Below are 17,516 nucleotides of genomic sequence, written 5' to 3'. Positions count from 1 at the left end.
ACAATTTATCGCGTTCTATGCGTTCGCTAGAGGGGAATCTCTACATATACTTTATCATCTTCGATTTTTGTATTCAAACTGGGTAGAGGGAGTAGTGTGTAGGCATAGTTGGTAAGCTTTTGTGTCCCCTGAACATCAAATATGGCTCCATGGCAGGGACAGACAAAGTGGCGCTCACTGGTCTTCCATTGAACCAGGCAGCCTTTATGGGTGCAGGCTGCCGATAAGGCGATCACGCTGTTGGCACTGGTGGTATTTTTTGCACGCACAACGTAGCCAACGATGGCATCAGAGGTGAAGCGTATGGCTTTATCGCCCAGATCTGCAAGCGTGGTCACAAATTGCCATCTGGTGGGGATGCCTTCGGTCATTTGCAGGCGTTGACCTGCGGCGCCTGCATCATTAGGAGGTGGTGTCACAACCTGTGGTTGTGTCTGGTGGTTAATGCTTGTACCGATTCCTGCTCCGACCACCATTGAGGCGGCGGCGATAGCACCTCCAGCCAGAAGATGGCGACGAGAAACAAAACGTACTGGTTGGGCTGTGCCTTTTGTCTTTGTGACTGGCTCACTAATTTCATGTGGCAAAGGCTTAGGGCTGGTGGCTGACTCAATTTGGGATATCTGTGGCTGTTCGCCCGCTTCAAGCAGTTGTGCCTTCAAATTTTCCACAAAATCGGGACGTGGTTCCGCGTCTTCATTAGTTGCGGAATGAAAGAGGACCGCCATCTGATAGATACGCGCCTGTTCTAGCGTCAGGTTTGTGGGAGGATGAGCGACTTTACCCACCTGGAGCGCTTCAATGTAGCTCTCCAATTCCAGATAATCCTCAAACCTCTCCTGATCTTCATCTGCCATGTTTGTACTCCCCCATGCTAGAACTTTTATGCTCGTTTATTGATAATCGTTTCCAGTTCCGCCGCACGCTTGAGGGCGCGAAATTGCGTCACCTTGACATTAGCTTCCGTAATACTCATACGCACAGCCGTCTCTTTAATCGAGAGATGCAGTAAGAAACGACACTTTAAGACCTCCCGCTGCTGCTCTGGCAGGAGTAGCAGGAGCGCCTGAACTTTCTCACCGGATGCCAGACCTTCAGGATGTAACTCTTCTTCGACAGGACCTTCCCAGCCACTTTCCAGCAGTTCTTCAAGTGATTGTACTTCCGCACGATAATATTGACGCCAGTAGTCAGCAATCGTTGTCCGGGCTACTTGAAAGAGCCAGGTCTGGATGCTTGCTTGTCCACGCGCAATATCTACATTTTTGATCGCCTTCATAAATATCTGCGTCGTGAGATCCTCAGCTTCCTGGCGATTCCCTACCTTACTGTAGACATAGCGATAAATCATCCCTAGATGTTCTTGATAGAACGTCTGAAACTCCTGCGGCTCCTGTTCGGATGGATTGCCTGTTGTCTTCAAAGCTCTCCTCGATATTCCATGGGCAACATTTAATGGTCCTACAGAGGAGTACGTATACAGGTTACACCGATCTTAAAAAACTGCAAGTAGCATCTGTAACCTGCTCACGTATAGATAGATACTTGATTGAAAAACCTTTGCGAAACGCTAAGGAGGGCTCAGACTTTGCGATCATTACGCATTTCGGTTCTTTTCTGCATCCTGGCTCTAACCATATTCTTGTTTGCCGCCTGTGGTACAGAGAGCACGAATACAGATACAGGTACCACCAATACCAGTTCGACGAACAACAGCGACAAAAATTCCTATGGGAACAGTAATGCCACACCAACGACGAGTGCCAGTACTTCATCATCAGATAGCGCTATCATCAAGACGGCATCGGCAACCCTTAAAGGAAAAAAAGAGACCATTCTGACAGATAGCCATGGTCTTACGCTTTATTACTTTACGCCAGATACCAAAACTACGTCTGCCTGCGGGAGCGGGTGTACCGGATCCTGGCCACCTTTGCTGGCAACAGGCTCAACTCAACCTACCAGTCCAACAAATCTCCCTGGTAAATTGACAGTTGTAAAGACCGACACTGGTCAACAAATACAATATAATGGTCACTTCCTTTATACCTACGCTGGCGACTCAGCACCTGGACAAACCAGTGGCGATGGACTCGGCGGCAAATGGTTTGTGGCAACCGGAAACCTCTCCTAAAAACCGATCATACAGTGCCACCTGTCAGTATGTTGATGGGTGGCCTGTCTCTCCTCAGGCATAGCAAAAGCTGGCTTCTCAAGCGACTCCACCAGACTGATGGCATAAAACTACATATGTTATACCGTGGGCAAAAACGCACAGGAGAACTCAAACTATGCCTAACATTACAAGCAAGCAAGATCTCATCGTCTATTTTGAAGAGAAAAGCCAGCGCAGTACCAGTGAAGGTGATATCTACGTGCAGACCGTCAACGAAATTCTGATGCTCCTCAGGGAAAATGATGCTATCACGGGATTGAAATCACAGGTGCGCCGCCTGCACCGCGAGAAACTCATGGAGATACAACGTACCGAGAGCCCCGAAATACGCGCCGAACAACGCAAACAACTCGCAGTCTACGACGATTTCCTGACCCAGGCTCGCTCGATCCCCGTGCAATAAGCACAAGGTATAACCTGAAATTAGATAAATAAGGTTGCTTGCGCCCTTATTTACTTGACAAAAGCAACTATTTGTTAGATAGTAGCACTACTATAGTTGCTTTTGTCAAGTAATGAAAAGGATATAAAGATGGAACCATCTTCCGAAGCAAGGATCAGCGCCATACGCCACTTCAATCGTTTCTTCACGCGCCATATCGGAGTTCTACAAGAAGGCCTGCTACATAGTCCTTTCCCGCTCACAGAGGCGCGTGTTCTCTTTGAGATAGGACATGGTGAGCAGGTGACTGCCTCCCAGTTAGTCCGTGAACTTGGTCTAGATGCGGGCTATTTGAGTCGCATCCTGACGCATTTCGAGCAGCAGGAACTGATCAAGAAGACTCGGTCGGAGAAAGATGGACGCCAATTCTTGCTTAGTCTCACTCCTCAAGGGAAAGAGGCCTTCCTCCTCAATGATCAGCGTTCTCGCGAAGAAGTCGCAGAGATGTTGGATGATCTCAGCGAAGAGGACCAGCAACGTCTGTTAAATTCTATGCGGACCATTGAAAGCTTGCTCACAAGGGGACTCAAATTTTCTGAGCCTTTTGTGCTTCGCGCTCATGAACCTGGCGATATGGGCTGGATCACGCACCGCCATGCCGTACTCTATGCGCAAGAATATGGTTGGGACGAACAATTCGAGGCACTGGTTGCCCGGATTACTGCGGATTTCATTACCAACTACCGTCCTGGACGTGAGCGCTGTTGGATCGCAGAGATCAATGGTGAAATCGTCGGCTCGGTCTTTATTGTGGAGAGCAGCGAGGCGGTCGCCAAACTGCGCCTTCTACTGGTCGAGCCAAAAGCACGTGGACTCGGATTAGGCACACGCCTGGTTGAAGAGTGTATTCGCTTTGCTCGCCGTCACGGCTACCAGAAGATAATACTCTGGACAAATAGCATCCTGGTAGAGGCCCGCCATATCTATCAAAAAACGGGCTTTAAGCTTGTTGCTGAAGAAGCCCATCATAGCTTCGGCCGGGATCTGGTCGGAGAAACCTGGGAACTAATCCTGTAGTGATCTGAACGATAGATCCACCCAGGCGCAGGACACCGTCTTTAACAATACAAATGCTATAGTTATAGACCAGTAATTATTGGATGAAAGAAGGGCATATAGCTCAATGAAGACGACCTCCACAATCAAAAAGCCGCACTCAAGGAAGAGAAAGATCCTGCACATGATTTTGGGCTGCATTGCCCTGTTAGCCATTTTTATGTTTTTAAATAATGGGCCTCTCTTTGTCACGCCACGTACTGGCAAAGCATTTTTTCTGGCCAATGGCGCCCTCTCTCAACCGTATTCAAGGCAAGGTTTGACCAATCAGACCTGTGTGGCGTCACGGATGCTCCCATCCAAACATTCCTATCTGGATAACACAATTTCTTCAATCAGGGCAGCCTTCGCGGTAGGAGCCGATATCGTGGAATTCGATGTACAGTCGACGAAGGATCAACAATTTGTGGTCTTCCACGATTGGAACCTTGAGTGCCGCACAAATGGGAAAGGGGTCACGACGAATTACACGCTGGCGCAATTGAAAAAGTTAGATATTGGCTATGGCTATACCGCTGATGGTGGCAAAACATACCCTTTCCGTGGCAAGGGCATTGGTCTGATGCCTTCGCTGAATGAGGTGCTGCAGGCCTTTCCAGATCAACCACTACGTGTCGATATCAAAAGTGATAATTTTGACGAAGGCGTACAGCTAGCGCGCGTGCTTTCAACGCTCCCCCAACATTTTCAGGATCGGTTGACGGTTGAAGGGGGCGACAAACCAATTGATGCGCTTCATCAGCGCCTCCCTCACATGCGCGTGATGTCGAAAGCTATCATCCAGAATTGCGTGCTTCAGTATGAGGCTATCGGCTGGACTGGCTATGTGCCTGCGACCTGTCGGCATATCGATCTACAACTGCCCGATAAAGTCGCACCATGGCTCTGGGGCTGGCCTGATCGTTTCCTTGAGCGTATGGATGCCAGTGATACACGTGTCATCCTGGTGCAGGGTAATGGGAGCCAGGATTTCTCAAATGGTTTTGATACTCCCGATGATCTAAAACAACTGCCCACCGGATATACCGCTGGCATCTGGACCAACCATGTTGATCAGGTCGCACCAGTCTATCATCATAAATAAATGACTGACAGGAAGAAGAAACTCCAGTCCTTCCTCCTGTCATTATTGTAACTATAACTTCAATACTATGGAGCCCATGGAGCGGCTATGTTCCAGGATGCATCCTGCATAAAGGAAGTGGAGGTATCGAAAGCCTCTGGACCTCCATTGGTGGCAATCCAGACTTCGGCATTATAGTGCCGAATATAGTGATCAGGATAGTTATACGACTTGAAGGAAACCCCTGTTCCGGACAATCCCGCCTGTGCGCAAAAGGTGGCGTCCTGATCAAAAAGGGCACTGCCATCTCGTGGAGAGTTGTGTAGACGGCTATTGGCATGCCGCAGATAGTTGCCTGGATAGTTGCGTGACTCAAATGAATAGCAACTGGCATCCGCCAGCCCATCAACGACTTTAAAGGTTGCATCTTGCTTGAGCAATGTATCACTATTATTATCAACTACCGCCGTATAACCATCGCCATTGGCATGTCGAATAAAAGCATTCGAGTAACCCGGCGTGGTTGTCTGCAAGGATTGATAGACATTGCGCGTTAAGCTGACAGAGGATTGTCCGAGGGGACGTGTATCGACACCGCTACTGGTCATGACAATCGGCTGAATCTGCCCTTGCGCGTTGAAATTTACACGATCTATGGCTACTTTCCGCTGCGAGAAATCGTTATTTTCATAACGGTGATAGACGATATACCAATCATCTGTACCTGGATACTGCAAGAAGGCATGGTGACCAGGTCCTTTGTACACATCATTGCTGGCAAGGATTGTTCCTTGATAGCTCCATGGTCCCAGGGGTGAGCTACCGGTGGAATACTGTACATTATACGTATCGTTACAGTAGCACCCATTAGAGTAGGAAAGATAATAGGTGCCGTTACGCTTGCTTAACCAGGTGCCTTCAGTAAAGTTGGTGGGAGTTTGAATGATCTGGTTCCCATTTACAGAGACCATATCAGCATTCAACTTGAAGATGCTCATACGACCACCACCAGCGGAACCACCTGAGTAGAGATATGCCTGACCGTCATCATCCACAAAGACAGTTGGGTCAATCGACTCAGCACCACCAAGTCCGGCCGCCACTAATGGTGCGCCACTATCTGTACAGGGTCCCTTTGGACTATCGCAGACAGCAACGCCTACCTGCACATCGGCCGCGAAGTAAAAATAATATTTGCCATTGCGATAGATCATATCTGGAGCCCAGGCACGGGTATCTGCCCAACTCACCTGTGGGCCTACATCCAACACCACACCCTCATCGGTCCAGTTGGAGAGATCTGTAGAAGACCAGGCATGGAAACGATTATTATCGAAACCAGAAGGGTAGATCCAATACTTTCCTTCAAAAATACGCACACTTGGATCTGCCTGGTTGCCTGGCAAAATAGGATTTCCAGATGAGGCGGCGGATGCTGGCATAGACTGGGAGAAGAACATTCCAGCTAGTGTACACACGCCTACAAACAAGAGCATAAAAAATACACGCAGCTTCGTGGTTCGGCTTCTTTGCACGTTCATAGTAACCTCCATGCTAACTGTAGCTGTAAACGATCCATTGAGGTTTCGTTTTTCAGCAAACAAAGTATTCCAATCCGTTGGAAATAGTAAACAGGATATATGACAATGTCCTACATGCACGGCTGTACAACGTTGTAAAGCTTATACTAAGAATACCATTACATTCCATAAAAAGTAAATATAATACCCCTAATGGCTACAAAAAAGAGACTGTAACCATAAAGGCTTTATGGTTACAGTCTCTTTTTTGTAGCTTCGGATCTTAACTAACGCCATGTGCAAGTTTTCCACATACCCACTCTTTTGAGGAGGAACATGGCGAGGCGGTCGCGACCGCCTCGCCATGTTCCTCCTCAAAACAAGCGAGAGCCGTAGGCACGAGGTGTGAGGGATACAACTTGCACATGGCGTTAACTAAAGACGATGAAATAGAGGGCGATTGAGAGCACAATTCTATAAATAGCAAATGGTAGCAGTTTGATCTTGTCGATCAGTTTGAGGAAAAAGTGCATGACGACCAGTGCGCATAAGAAAGCACTGATAAAGCCAACGATAAAGAAGGGGATGCTGCCAGGCGTGATGTCTTTCCAGTGCTTGAGCATTGAGAGCGAGCTGGCTCCTAGCATAATGGGTACCGCCATAATAAATGAGAAGTCGGCGGCGGCCCGATGACTTAAACCGATCAGCACGCCACCAGAGATGGTGGCACCAGAACGTGAGAAGCCGGGCCAGAGTGCCAGACACTGCATTACTCCCATCATGAAGGCTTTGGGCAACGTGATTTGATCTACGCTCTCAATAGTTGGCTTGCGCGGCCGTAAGAAGTCAGCAGCAATCATCCAGATCGCCCCTACCACCAGGGCACCAATCACGGTTCCGACGGAAAAGAGATGTTCATCAATGAAATCTGAAAAGAGAAAACCAAGGATCAGCGCGGGCAGTAGCCCAACGATGATATGTTTGAGCTGTAATCTACGTTGAGGTAACAGGTTTTTAGGATCAATAAACTGATTACGCGTTATAACCGTTTGCTTCTTTAAATGTAATAAGGTCATGAAACGCTCGCGAAAGACGACCACGACCGCCAGAATAGATCCAAGCTGAATCACGATTTTAAAGGTGTTAGCAATCTCAGCTGAAAATAAATCTTTTGACTTGAGTAGCAAGTCATCAACTATAATCATATGCCCGGTAGAGGAAACGGGCGCAAACTCGGTTAATCCTTCAACAAGGCCTAGCATTAAGGCGACACATAGTTTCCATATTTCCATTATATCGATTCATTCCTACATCATTATATTTTGTCTACAATGTGATGAACTGGTAAGGTTGCGATAAGCAGTCACACCAACTCATCACACACTATATAGTGGTGCGATGCTTTATCGCCAACGCAAAAACCATAGTACAATCAGGGCTGCGCAGGTGAGCCATATCAGGACAATGATCAGCGCACCACGCCAGCTAAGCGGCCTGTGCTGATCAAGCATTTGCTGCGCCTGAATACGACTCTCTTGCAGAACGAGCGGCGGAATCATTTTGATGGCGAGGAGGATTCCAAGAGGAAGTAAGATCAGATCATCAAGCAGGCCGATGACTGGAATAAAATCCGGAATGAGATCGATCGGACTGAATGCATAGCCCAGCAGGCCAATGATAAAGGCCCGCGCATACCAGGGCACACGTGGATCCTTATAGGCCACACTAAGTGCCAGAATGTCCCTTTTTACTGTGTGGGCCCACTCTTTCAATCTTCTTATTGCGGCTATAGTTATATTTCCTCTCCACTATTATTGTTATCGATCAGCGCGTATAACAATTGTTGTATCAAAAAATATAACGTAATTCACACGCGTTGGCAAGAAAACAGATCCCAGACACTCTGTAACGCCCACAAAGTCCTTACATGACAGGGTATTAGAGATCAACGACGATCTCGCCTTCTGGTCGAGAACAACAAATCAAGAGATTACCATCCGCAGGTGGTTCGAGTGGATCTGGCTGATAGCTTACCCTTCCAGCGATCAGGCCGCTTTCACAATTATGACAGACACCTGTTCGGCAGGACCATCTGACGGGTACATCACAGGCCTCGGCCAGTTCCAATATGCTCTGAAAGGCAGGGTCCCAATGGACGGCGAGGCCGCTACGCGCAAACGAGATTAACGGTCCGCTCGCGGTGGCTCCCGCTGGCTGGTGGGGGGTGCGTGCGGCTGTCTTCACCACACCAGGATTAAGAGCTGTACCAGGACCAAAACTCTCAGAATGCAGATGTTCACTGGTAACTCCCCAGGCGGTGAGGCCCGCGGTCAAGTCCTGCAGAAACTGTTGAGGTCCACACAAATAAAAGTCTGCATTACGCGGTACACCCAGCTCCTCCATAACCGCTACGCTGAGATGGCCCGGCGCATCGAAATCCTGACCGAGCCTATCCTGGCTCTCTGGCCGGCTATACAGGATATGGCGATGGCTATTGGACAACTTCTCCAGCAACAACTGGGCTTCTTGCGCGAATGGATGCTCGCTATGGTTGCGTGCCCCATATAACCACCAGACTTCAACTGGATCTTTCTCGGTAGTAAGTGCATGCAGCATCGACAACACCGGTGTGGCACCTACACCTGCACTGAGTAACACAACAACTCCATGTCTATAAGAATTATATGTAAAGGTACCTCGTGGCGCACTTACGTCCAGAATATCTCCTACCTGTACCTGACTATGGATATATTTGCTGGCGACACCATAGTCTTCAAGTTTAACGCTCACTCGATACTCATGAGCATCTGGCGCATTTGAGAGCGAATAGTTGCGTAGGAGCGGCGCAGCATCAGGATGGGGGTGCAGGCGCAGTACAATGAATTGGCCCGGCAAGGCTGCGCTGAGGGGCTGCTGGTCCGCGGATTTGAGTACCAATGAAAGAACACTATTGCTTTCCCGTTCAATACGCTCTACTTTTAAGGGACGAAAGCCCTGCCAGGCTGGAGCCTGACGGCTGGTTGCTGCCAGCCCGGCGTTTCCTCCTGAGGTGTTTCCTGCTAGCACCTGTTCTAAAAGCGACCGAAAGGATTGTTTCCAGCCCGGACTAAGAGCGGGAATACGTAATGCTCGCTCTAATTGCTCGCGCGAATGACCGGATAAATACAATAATGCGTTAATCTCGGCAACCGTCATGTGTTCAGGACTAGTGGCGACCTTGATGATTTCGTCACCAGCTTCGACCTCTCCTTCTTCCAGGACGCGAAAATAGAAGCCAGGTCTGCCATGCGCAACTAGCAAGGCCGCCATCCTGGGCTCATCCATACGAATACCTACTCGATAGCAGGTGACACGCGGCTGAGTGACTTCAAACAGGGCATGACCTATACGATAGCGATCGCCAATACAGACCTCATCATCGGCCAGGCCATCGATCGTGAAGTTTTCGCCGAACTGACCAAACACAAAATCGTTGCGCCCCAGTTGCTGCTCCCAGTATCTATAAGAAGCTGTCTGATAGACAAATACCGCTCGCTGTTCCCCACCATGACCACCTAGATCTCCTTGTCCATCACCATCGATATTAAGCCGTCGCACCATCTGCTTGCCCTGCACAGACTCCTTCCAGACAGCGGTATGCACCGTTTCACCATGCCAGGTAATGTCACGCGGGAGCCCAACATTTACAGAGAGTAGTTGTGCCATCTAACGATCCCTTCTTATCTCATCCAAAACAGTACAAGAGAGGTTCTATCCATTCATAGGTTAGCATAAACTATAATCATCACCCCTCAACAAGGGATACAAATTCCATTACGTGGCCCTTGCCAACATTGTGACACATATTCATCTATCAGGCAGCCAGCAAACTCATCGAAACCTTTCCATTGACAATTTCAAATTCCGAGTGCATGCTTTTATCGTGAAAAGACACGCGCCTGTTTTTTTATCGTCACCTATAAATATCTCATTGTGTTCTGATCATGTTTCCCTATTCTAACCCATAATCTGGAGGGATTGGAAACATCACATGGATAAAAGGAGAACAGAGCTGTGGCTTTTGAAAATAATCTTGCTACACAAAAACGCTTCGCGGAAGCTGTCATGACGAGGGATCTTCGTATCTTTGATGAGGTGGTCGCCTCCAACGCCATCGATCATGATCCTGCTCCAGATCAAGGTCCTGGACCTGAAGGATATCGCCACTTTTTTGGCGAACTGCTCACGGCATTTCCTGATCTAAACCTTACCATTGAGCACATGGTTGCTGATGAGGATAATATAGCATTCGCCTATATGATGACAGGCACCCATCAGGGCACGTTTATGGGACTTGCCCCCACAAACAAACCCATACGGGTACGTGGCATTCAGATCAGTAAGTTTGCCAATGGCAAGCTTGTTGAGCGCTGGGGTAGTTCAGACCAACTGGGCATATTGCAACAATTGGACTGTGCCCTTCCACATAATCTCGACAAACAATTAGCCAGTGGCAAACCGTAACATCATTCCATATGTTAGAACAACACAGGCAAACTGGTCAGACCGCGCAACATGGGATTATTAACCCATGTGAGCTTTGCAGCATTGTCTGCCAGCCTGAGCTCTGGCAGGCGTTTAAGCAGAGTAGCAAAGGCGATCTGACCTTCAAGGCGCGCCAGAGGAGCTCCCAGACAATAATGGATGCCTTTTCCAAAGGCGAGATGCTGCTTCTCATGCCGCGTTACATCCAACGTGTCTCCGTCAGCAATGTGGTGTGGGTCTGCGTTGGCTGAGATCAGGGCTGCCAGCACCATATCACCTTTGTGAATCAGCTGGCCGTGCAGGATGATATCCTCACTTGCCCAACGCTCGTCAGAAAGACTTACCGGGGCGGTATAACGTAACAGTTCTTCCACCGCTTCCGGGATCAGCGCGGGCTCACGCCGCAGCAGTTGGAACTGGTCCTGGTGCTGCAATAGTGCCAGGGTGCCATTGCCAAGGAGATTGACGGTTGTCTCATGACCGGCGACGATCAGCAAAAAGATCATTGAAATCAATTCGTTTTCATTGAGTTGATCACCGTTCTCTTCTACCTGTGCCAGGCTGCTAACCAAATCCTTTTCTGGATAGCGACGCTTCTTATCCACAAGGGTCTTGATATACCCAAGGAAAGCCTGGAGTGAGGTAACTCGGAATTGTGGATCCTCCACATTCACAATTGCCTGGGTCCAGGTACGGAATTGCTGGCGCTCATCGCTGGGAATCCCCAACATTTCTAAAATCACGGTCAGCGGAAGCGGATACGCAAAATCAGCAATCAGGTCCATTTGCCCCCGATCCTGTACCGCATCCAAAAGCTCGTCGGCGATCTGCTGGATACGTGGACGTAGCTGTTCGATCATGCGCGGCGTAAAGGCTTTTGAGACCAGGGAACGCAACCGTGTATGATCGGGTGCATCAACCATGAGCATGTTTCTCATCATCTGGGCCGCTGTCTCGTCCATAGGATTCAGGCCCTTTTCAGATGGCACTATTTTGCGGTTATCTTTGGTAAAGCGCGGATCTCTCAAAACCAACAGGGCATCTTCATAGGTTGTTACGATCCAGGTATTCAGGTCCTGTACATAGAAGATTGGTTCGGTCGCACGTAGATGTGCATAGAATGCATGGGGATCTTTTTTGTTTTCTTGTGATATGAGCGTAGCAAAGGTCATCTCAGTCATAGTAAAACTCCTTATAGTAATTTCTTTGTCCTGCCCACAGTTTAAAGCCAGATTGGGTGCGCGGTCATACCCATTTGGGAGTATTACAAGGAGTATTTATGCTGGGCTTAGAGCATATCAAGCTCACGGGCACGTACAACTGCCTCTAGTCGATTGCTAGCGCTCAGTTTGGCCAGGATATTTTTCACATGCCGCTTGGCAGTATGGGGGCTAATCACAAGTTGCTCAGCGATATGCTGATTGGATGCGCCGGTGGCCAACAATGATAATACTTCGCGTTCACGTCCACTCAAAGGTTCAAGCGGGGTCTGAGTCGCTTTTATGCCAGCGGGACCCGGCAGCAACTGTTGGGGAGGGGACACAATAGCATTCTGGATACGTTGAATATAGCTGAATGAGGCGGTAGTATAGCTGGAGATGTGTGTGAGCAGTTGTGCTATGGGCTGGCCTTCATCGGCGAAGAGGCGTACATAGCCCTCTGATTCAGCCTGGGCCAGCACTGCTCCTAAAGTGATCAGAGCCTGTCGCTGCTGCCCCTGGACCTGTAATGCCAGGGCTGTCAACATCTGGATCTCGATCAGCCAGCCCTGAAAGTCCAGCCGCAAGGCCAGGGAACGCCAGCGCTCCAACAGACGTAATGCCTGCGAGATTTCTTCTGCTCCTGCATGCTCTCTACGTCCGGACGCAATCAAGACACGCGCCAGGGTAAGATAGACGAAAACCTGTCTGCCTTCCGCCAGCGTCTCGGGCATGTCATCAAAATGGATGCCGCAAGTCTTTTTCCAATGCAGGGCTTCTTCAAGTTGACCACAGACTAATGCGAGCCGGGCAGCCAGTGTCAAAATATCCACCGGAGATCGCTCCTTACCAGGCGGCAGTTGCCCCAATACCTCTGGTTGTGTGCGTACCAGTTCAAGAAAATAGCTGGCGGCCTCTGGCTTACCCTGTGCCCATGCAATGCGTGCCTGCACCCATAACCCAAAGGCTAGCAGAGCCGGGCGGGTTATTTGCGGAACAATATCCGGCATAGCACGTGGAAGAATGTCCAATACCTGCTGTATTTCCTCTGCGGCTTCCTGTAAACGGTTCCATTCATAGAATAATAAGGATCTACGCATCAGTGCGAAGCCTAGTACAAACAAGGGCATCTGTGGCATGGTCGCGATTGACCCACGCAGAGAGTCAAACCGCTCATAAAGCGCTACGCCTTTACGCAGTTGCCCTTGAGCTTTATATAATTCACCTAGCAAAAAGAGCGTTATCAAATGTATGATCGAAAAGGGTTCTGCCGGCTGTAGCAGACTGAGGTCAAGTAAGATTTCCTGGGCGGTTGCCAGATCACCGTTCGCGCCATGCATGATGCTTAGAGAGACCTGCAAGAAGCGCGCTATCAGCTGGCTTAACGCGCTATCGCGTCTGTTCAGGGTGTGCAAAGCCTCTCGAAGCAGGGGGAGCGCGCTGCTCAGGCTTTTATGTGTCAGCGCTGTTAGCGCCCGCATCAATACAATCACGCTTTTAGCTTCTACCCAGGCCGTAGCTGCGCCCTGTTGCTTTTCCACATGCTGTTCCATGCGCTTAAGGGCCAGCTCCACATACTCTGGTGAGCTCTGACCAACTATATACATCCAGGGCGTGGCAATATAGAGCTGGGGGGAGGTCGCAATTACATCTGGTGGTAGCTGACCAAGCCAGCGTCCTAGCTGCTCAAAGCGGCCACGTTCTACCATTGGTGGCAAAAGGTCCGCGATCAGTTGTGCCGCATGTGCAAAATCACCGGCCTGCAAAGCATAATCACAGGCCTCTTCCATATGCTGATGCTGCTCATACCAGTGACTGGCCCGCATATAGAGTTCTGGCAGGGTTTCAGGTTCTTGCTTGAGTAGATAGGTTTTCAGTGTTTCGGCGAAAAGAGGATGATAGCGATACCAGATTCCTGTAGCATCAAGTACGCTCACAAAAAGATTGGCCCGTTGCAGGTCCTCCAGTTGCTTTTGGCCTCCTGACTGTCCTGTTAGCGCATCGCACAAGGATCCAGTCATACGTTCTAGCATACTGGTGTGCAATAGAAAATAGCGTGTCTGCGGAGTTTGCTGGGCCAGTATCTCTTCGCTCACATAATCAAGCAGAAAGCGATGGGTACCGTGGAAGGTTCGTAAAAATGCCGTGGAGTCGGCCTGTCCACGCAGGGCCAGAGCCAATAACTGCACACCAACCACCCATCCTGCTGTGTGGTGTTCCAGTAACCGCGTCGCTTCCGCTGCCAGGGTCAATCCCATCGTGTTGGTCAGCGCCTCAACCTCATCCACCGCGAACCGTAATTCCTGGATACGTATCTCTGTTAACTGGTTGCTGGCTCGTAAACGGGCCAGTGGTAGTGGTGGATCAGTGCGCGTTCCGATGACCAGATGCAGATGAGGAGGCAGATGGTCAAGCAGAAATTGTAGCAAGCGTTGAATAGCTTCGGCGGACAGACAGTGGTAATCATCCAGAATCAGGACCGCTTCTTGCTTGAGCAAGCGCGTGAGCTCATTAAGCAGGTGGGTCAGGGCCAGTTCAGAATTGTGGGGATAGGGTGGCTGATCTACCAGGTGGATGTCTGGATGCAGTCCGACCAGCGCTGCCGTGAGATACGCGAGAAAGCGTGCAGGATCATTATCCGCCGCTTCCAGCGAAAGCCAGGCCAGCGGGAGATCGGTCCTGGCGGCCCATGCTGCTAGTAATGTCGTCTTACCCGAGCCAGCAGGAGCCGAGACCAGTGTCAGGGGTCCCTGTACACCTTGCTCCAGCAATGCACGCAGACGCGAACGCTCAATATACTGTCCCGGCAATCCTGGAGGATGAAACTTTGTCGTGAGGAGTACTGGAGAAAGCGTCCTCGCCCGATCTGGATCGGGCGAGTCCTTTTCGCTGGCGTTGAGCTCAGCGCTCATTGCCTCTAAACGAGCGATACTAAGATCGCTACTGCGCCCCAGATAGCGTTTGGCCATCCTCCCCTCTCTACGCCGATACGCATACCAGTAGACCCCACCACGCTGTACGCTCTCTTTCCGTAGTGTACAACTACCCTCAGATCGACTCTGAAAGGAGAATGAGGAGATCGCCTCCAACCAGGCCAGCCAGCGCTGGCCACCAGGCTCGATCCTGGGAACAACTGGCTGACCTGCATACAGGACGCTATATTTCTGTGTCGTTTCCGACCACTGTAGCTGATCGGGTATCTGTCTGGGCATCGTTTCTCCTCAAGGCTATGCTACCTAACATGATACCACTTGTGAGGTACGACGTTTCCACTGGTGCGGAGTTCTCTACTCATGAGAAGGTTGTCAGGTAGCAAAGCGAGAACGATACCTTGAAGCTATGTTAGCTGTCTCAGGCAAGTGTGCCGATCACGTCAGCCAGGCGATCAAGCTGGTCGCTCTCTGCGATGCAGGGCCAGATGATCAATTCGTCGAGCCCGATAGCCTCGAATGCCTGGATGGCGGCCTTCACCGCTTCAGGCGTGGTCGGAAGAGAACTTACAACAGATTCCGCAATCTGAGGCATGAAGCTGTAATAGTTGCGAATATATGCTCCAGCCTGTTCGGCGGCATTGGCTCCCAGGCCATAGTACATACATGCGACAAAGCGGGGCTTGCCGCTCCGCCCGGCATCCTGCCAGGCCTTCTCGGCCAGTTGGTAACCCTTGTGTGCCATGGCTGGACCACCACCACCAACGATATAGCCATTGCCCCAGCGCCCGACCCGCTGGAGAGCGACCGGGGTATTGCCTCCAATCAGGATCTCTGGACCTCCTGCATGCGCAGGCGCTGGCCCAACAGGTCCAATATCGCTCGCGACTGGCTGGCCCTCCCAGATACGCTTCATCGTGGCAAGCTGCTCATCGAATATCTTGCCACGATCATGATACGAGACCTGCGCGGCCTTAAAATCATCCTCGCGCGCCCCAACCGCCAAACCAAGGGTGAGGCGGCCATTCGATAGCGCATCGATGCTGGCGCTCTGCTTGGCCAGGATGCTCGCACTATGAAGGGGAGCAATAAGAATAGTAGTCATCAAACGAATACGTTGGGTGACCGCCGCTGCGGCGCTCAACGTCACCAACGGCTCATAATTTGTGAAGACCAAACGATCAAGGACACCAAGACTAGAGAACGGTCCATTATCCGCTCGTCTGGCCCAATCAAGAATCAATGCTCCCTGTACACCAGGAACCGTTGAGGGTAAACCAACACCGATCTGCATAGTAATCTGCCTCCAAATATAGGTCTAAGTAGTATGTGTGTCTCTCTAATATATATACCACGAAGGATACGCGGCTGCTTCTCTTCTGTGTACAATTGAAGATTTCTGATCCACCTGTATGTAGTACGAACAATAGCCAGAAGATCGCCAGTTATTTTCCTGGTTCAGTGTGGAGGCTTTTGTATAGCGTAAAAGTCTTCAGTCAGGTATTATTAAATGGTATGCCATTCAATCGTGTGAGTGACGTTGCCTGCCAGGCTGAAGCGCTTCGCCAGAAAAGCTCAGGTTTCTATACTTAAGTTGTGGCAACGTCACTAGCTGCGAGTGAGCGGCGTTCACGATTGCTTTTTAATAGCAGGCCACTATTATTTGATCGTAATGCAAGGGAGCAAGAAGCTATGATGCGGTATGATGCGAAGTTTCCGGGGATCTGGGGGAGTCGTGGTGCTGGTGAGAAGCAGGGATATCAGGAGGAATATGTGACGCTGCCCGATCAGTGTCAGTTATTTTTGCGTGAGTGGAAGCAGGATACGGTGGGAGATATCTTGTTGATCCTGCATGGATTGGGAGGCCATGGTGGATGGTATGTGGATATGGCGAATGAATTATTTATGCGTGGCCTTACCGTGTATACGGTTGATCACCGTGGCTTTGGTAATTCCAAGGGCGAGCCAGGCCATATCGACCTGTATCAACAATATGTGCGTGATATCGTTCAAATTATTCGTGAAATCAAGCAGCGCCATCCCGAGGCCCGTCTGTATATATTAGGCCATAGTATGGGCGGTATTTTCGCGACCCACGTGGCGGCGGCCTATGGAGATCTGTTAAATGGGGTGCTCTTTTTAAATCCATGGATACAGGATACCAGTCGGCTAGCACCTGGAACAACCCTCTCTATTCTGGCCGGTGGATTGGTTAAGTCCCGGAAGCGCTGGCGTGTAGGTGGTGGACATGAAGGCATGACCACCAATGCTGATGCGGCGCGTATGCTGGATGAGGATCCCTATTGGGTGCGCGACTTGAGCGCGACCTTTCTGCTGCAAATCCTCCGCATGCGGCTCGCCACCCTCACTAAAGCAAAGCAGGTACGTATTCCTGCGCTTGTACTACAGGCCGAAGGCGACAAAGTGGTCGTTCAAGCAGCCACCCGAAAATTCTACGATACATTGGCCAGCTCCGATAAAGAATGGAAAACATATCCAGGCTGGTACCACGATACCGAATTTGAAGATGATCGTACACAGCTAGACACAGATATCGCCACATGGATAGAGGCACATCGATCATAAACGTATCCCTCTATCTCAGT

15 protein-coding genes are annotated in these 17,516 nt (G+C 50.0%); 6 read left to right on the top strand and 9 right to left on the bottom strand.

Annotated elements, in window-relative coordinates:
• Positions 1 to 26: 26 nt before the first annotated feature.
• Entirely contained in the window at positions 27 to 857 is an 831-nt protein-coding gene (locus tag EL633_RS34075) for a QcrA and Rieske domain-containing protein (protein ID WP_126631660.1), read from the bottom strand.
• Positions 858 to 883: 26 nt separating this feature from the next.
• Positions 884 to 1,423: an RNA polymerase sigma factor gene (locus tag EL633_RS34070; protein ID WP_126631659.1), complete on the bottom strand. Its 540-nt coding sequence runs from the start codon at positions 1,421 to 1,423 to the stop codon at positions 884 to 886.
• 165 nt (positions 1,424 to 1,588) lie between these two features.
• Here EL633_RS34070 and EL633_RS37380 point away from each other — a divergent pair, with 165 nt between their 5' ends.
• The 4 genes from EL633_RS37380 (at position 1,589) to EL633_RS34050 (ending at position 4,758) form a co-directional block, all read left to right on the top strand.
• A complete protein-coding gene (locus tag EL633_RS37380; protein ID WP_218027637.1) occupies positions 1,589 to 2,134 on the top strand; it encodes a COG4315 family predicted lipoprotein in 546 nt (181 codons plus the stop codon).
• Positions 2,135 to 2,291: 157 nt separating this feature from the next.
• A complete protein-coding gene (locus EL633_RS34060; protein ID WP_126631658.1) occupies positions 2,292 to 2,579 on the top strand; it encodes a hypothetical protein in 288 nt (95 codons plus the stop codon).
• Positions 2,580 to 2,708: 129 nt separating this feature from the next.
• Entirely contained in the window at positions 2,709 to 3,635 is a 927-nt protein-coding gene (locus EL633_RS34055; protein ID WP_126631657.1) for a bifunctional helix-turn-helix transcriptional regulator/GNAT family N-acetyltransferase, read from the top strand.
• A gap of 163 nt (positions 3,636 to 3,798) precedes the next feature.
• Positions 3,799 to 4,758, top strand: coding sequence for a glycerophosphodiester phosphodiesterase family protein (locus EL633_RS34050; RefSeq protein WP_218027636.1), 960 nt, complete (start codon positions 3,799 to 3,801; stop codon positions 4,756 to 4,758).
• A gap of 65 nt (positions 4,759 to 4,823) precedes the next feature.
• Here EL633_RS34050 and EL633_RS34045 read toward each other — a convergent pair whose 3' ends face one another.
• The 4 genes from EL633_RS34045 to EL633_RS34030 all read right to left on the bottom strand — a co-directional run bounded on the left by EL633_RS34045 (position 4,824) and on the right by EL633_RS34030 (position 9,962).
• A complete protein-coding gene (locus EL633_RS34045; protein ID WP_161982679.1) occupies positions 4,824 to 6,278 on the bottom strand; it encodes a family 43 glycosylhydrolase in 1,455 nt (484 codons plus the stop codon).
• 410 nt (positions 6,279 to 6,688) lie between these two features.
• Positions 6,689 to 7,549 carry an undecaprenyl-diphosphate phosphatase gene (locus EL633_RS34040; RefSeq protein ID WP_126631654.1) on the bottom strand — a complete coding sequence of 287 codons (861 nt, stop codon included), beginning with the start codon at positions 7,547 to 7,549 and terminating at the stop codon, positions 6,689 to 6,691.
• Positions 7,550 to 7,660: 111 nt separating this feature from the next.
• Positions 7,661 to 7,960: a YkvA family protein gene (locus tag EL633_RS34035; protein ID WP_218027635.1), complete on the bottom strand. Its 300-nt coding sequence runs from the start codon at positions 7,958 to 7,960 to the stop codon at positions 7,661 to 7,663.
• Positions 7,961 to 8,195: 235 nt separating this feature from the next.
• On the bottom strand, positions 8,196 to 9,962 hold the full coding sequence (locus EL633_RS34030; RefSeq protein ID WP_126631652.1) for an MOSC and FAD-binding oxidoreductase domain-containing protein: 1,767 nt from the start codon (positions 9,960 to 9,962) through the stop codon (positions 8,196 to 8,198).
• Positions 9,963 to 10,310: 348 nt separating this feature from the next.
• Between EL633_RS34030 and EL633_RS34025 the strand changes: the two genes are divergently transcribed.
• Complete coding sequence (locus tag EL633_RS34025) at positions 10,311 to 10,760, top strand: ester cyclase (protein ID WP_126631651.1); 450 nt, start codon at positions 10,311 to 10,313, stop codon at positions 10,758 to 10,760.
• Between the two features lie 14 nt (positions 10,761 to 10,774).
• Here EL633_RS34025 and EL633_RS34020 read toward each other — a convergent pair whose 3' ends face one another.
• The 3 genes from EL633_RS34020 to EL633_RS34010 form a co-directional block, all read right to left on the bottom strand.
• The gene (locus EL633_RS34020; RefSeq protein WP_126631650.1) at positions 10,775 to 11,962 is read right to left on the bottom strand and encodes a cytochrome P450 family protein; all 1,188 of its coding nucleotides are present in this window, start codon (positions 11,960 to 11,962) and stop codon (positions 10,775 to 10,777) included.
• 107 nt (positions 11,963 to 12,069) lie between these two features.
• Positions 12,070 to 15,192, bottom strand: coding sequence for a DUF6788 family protein (locus EL633_RS34015; protein ID WP_126631649.1), 3,123 nt, complete (start codon positions 15,190 to 15,192; stop codon positions 12,070 to 12,072).
• Positions 15,193 to 15,331: 139 nt separating this feature from the next.
• Positions 15,332 to 16,204 carry an LLM class flavin-dependent oxidoreductase gene (locus tag EL633_RS34010; RefSeq protein ID WP_126631648.1) on the bottom strand — a complete coding sequence of 291 codons (873 nt, stop codon included), beginning with the start codon at positions 16,202 to 16,204 and terminating at the stop codon, positions 15,332 to 15,334.
• Positions 16,205 to 16,602: 398 nt separating this feature from the next.
• Between EL633_RS34010 and EL633_RS34005 the strand changes: the two genes are divergently transcribed.
• Positions 16,603 to 17,496, top strand: a complete 894-nt coding sequence (locus tag EL633_RS34005) for an alpha/beta hydrolase (RefSeq protein ID WP_126631647.1) — start codon at positions 16,603 to 16,605, stop codon at positions 17,494 to 17,496.
• The last annotated feature ends 20 nt before the right edge of the window (positions 17,497 to 17,516 follow it).

Source organism: Dictyobacter alpinus, from assembly GCF_003967575.1.
Classification (GTDB): Bacteria; Chloroflexota; Ktedonobacteria; order Ktedonobacterales; family Ktedonobacteraceae; genus Dictyobacter; species Dictyobacter alpinus.
This window is presented reverse-complemented; position numbering and strand designations above follow the sequence as displayed.

What these genes read in the sequence shown, in the direction of transcription:
- EL633_RS34075 (WP_126631660.1), bottom strand. Translation starts at nt 857, where the DNA reads ATGGCAGATGAAGATCAGGAGAGGTTTGAGGATTATCTGGAATTGGAG.
- EL633_RS34060 (WP_126631658.1), top strand. Translation starts at nt 2,292, where the DNA reads ATGCCTAACATTACAAGCAAGCAAGATCTCATCGTCTATTTTGAAGAG.
- EL633_RS34055 (WP_126631657.1), top strand. Translation starts at nt 2,709, where the DNA reads ATGGAACCATCTTCCGAAGCAAGGATCAGCGCCATACGCCACTTCAAT.
- EL633_RS34050 (WP_218027636.1), top strand. Translation starts at nt 3,799, where the DNA reads ATGATTTTGGGCTGCATTGCCCTGTTAGCCATTTTTATGTTTTTAAAT.
- EL633_RS34045 (WP_161982679.1), bottom strand. Translation starts at nt 6,278, where the DNA reads ATGAACGTGCAAAGAAGCCGAACCACGAAGCTGCGTGTATTTTTTATG.
- EL633_RS34040 (WP_126631654.1), bottom strand. Translation starts at nt 7,549, where the DNA reads ATGGAAATATGGAAACTATGTGTCGCCTTAATGCTAGGCCTTGTTGAA.
- EL633_RS34030 (WP_126631652.1), bottom strand. Translation starts at nt 9,962, where the DNA reads ATGGCACAACTACTCTCTGTAAATGTTGGGCTCCCGCGTGACATTACC.
- EL633_RS34020 (WP_126631650.1), bottom strand. Translation starts at nt 11,962, where the DNA reads ATGACTGAGATGACCTTTGCTACGCTCATATCACAAGAAAACAAAAAA.
- EL633_RS34015 (WP_126631649.1), bottom strand. Translation starts at nt 15,192, where the DNA reads ATGCCCAGACAGATACCCGATCAGCTACAGTGGTCGGAAACGACACAG.
- EL633_RS34010 (WP_126631648.1), bottom strand. Translation starts at nt 16,204, where the DNA reads ATGCAGATCGGTGTTGGTTTACCCTCAACGGTTCCTGGTGTACAGGGA.
- EL633_RS34005 (WP_126631647.1), top strand. Translation starts at nt 16,603, where the DNA reads ATGATGCGGTATGATGCGAAGTTTCCGGGGATCTGGGGGAGTCGTGGT.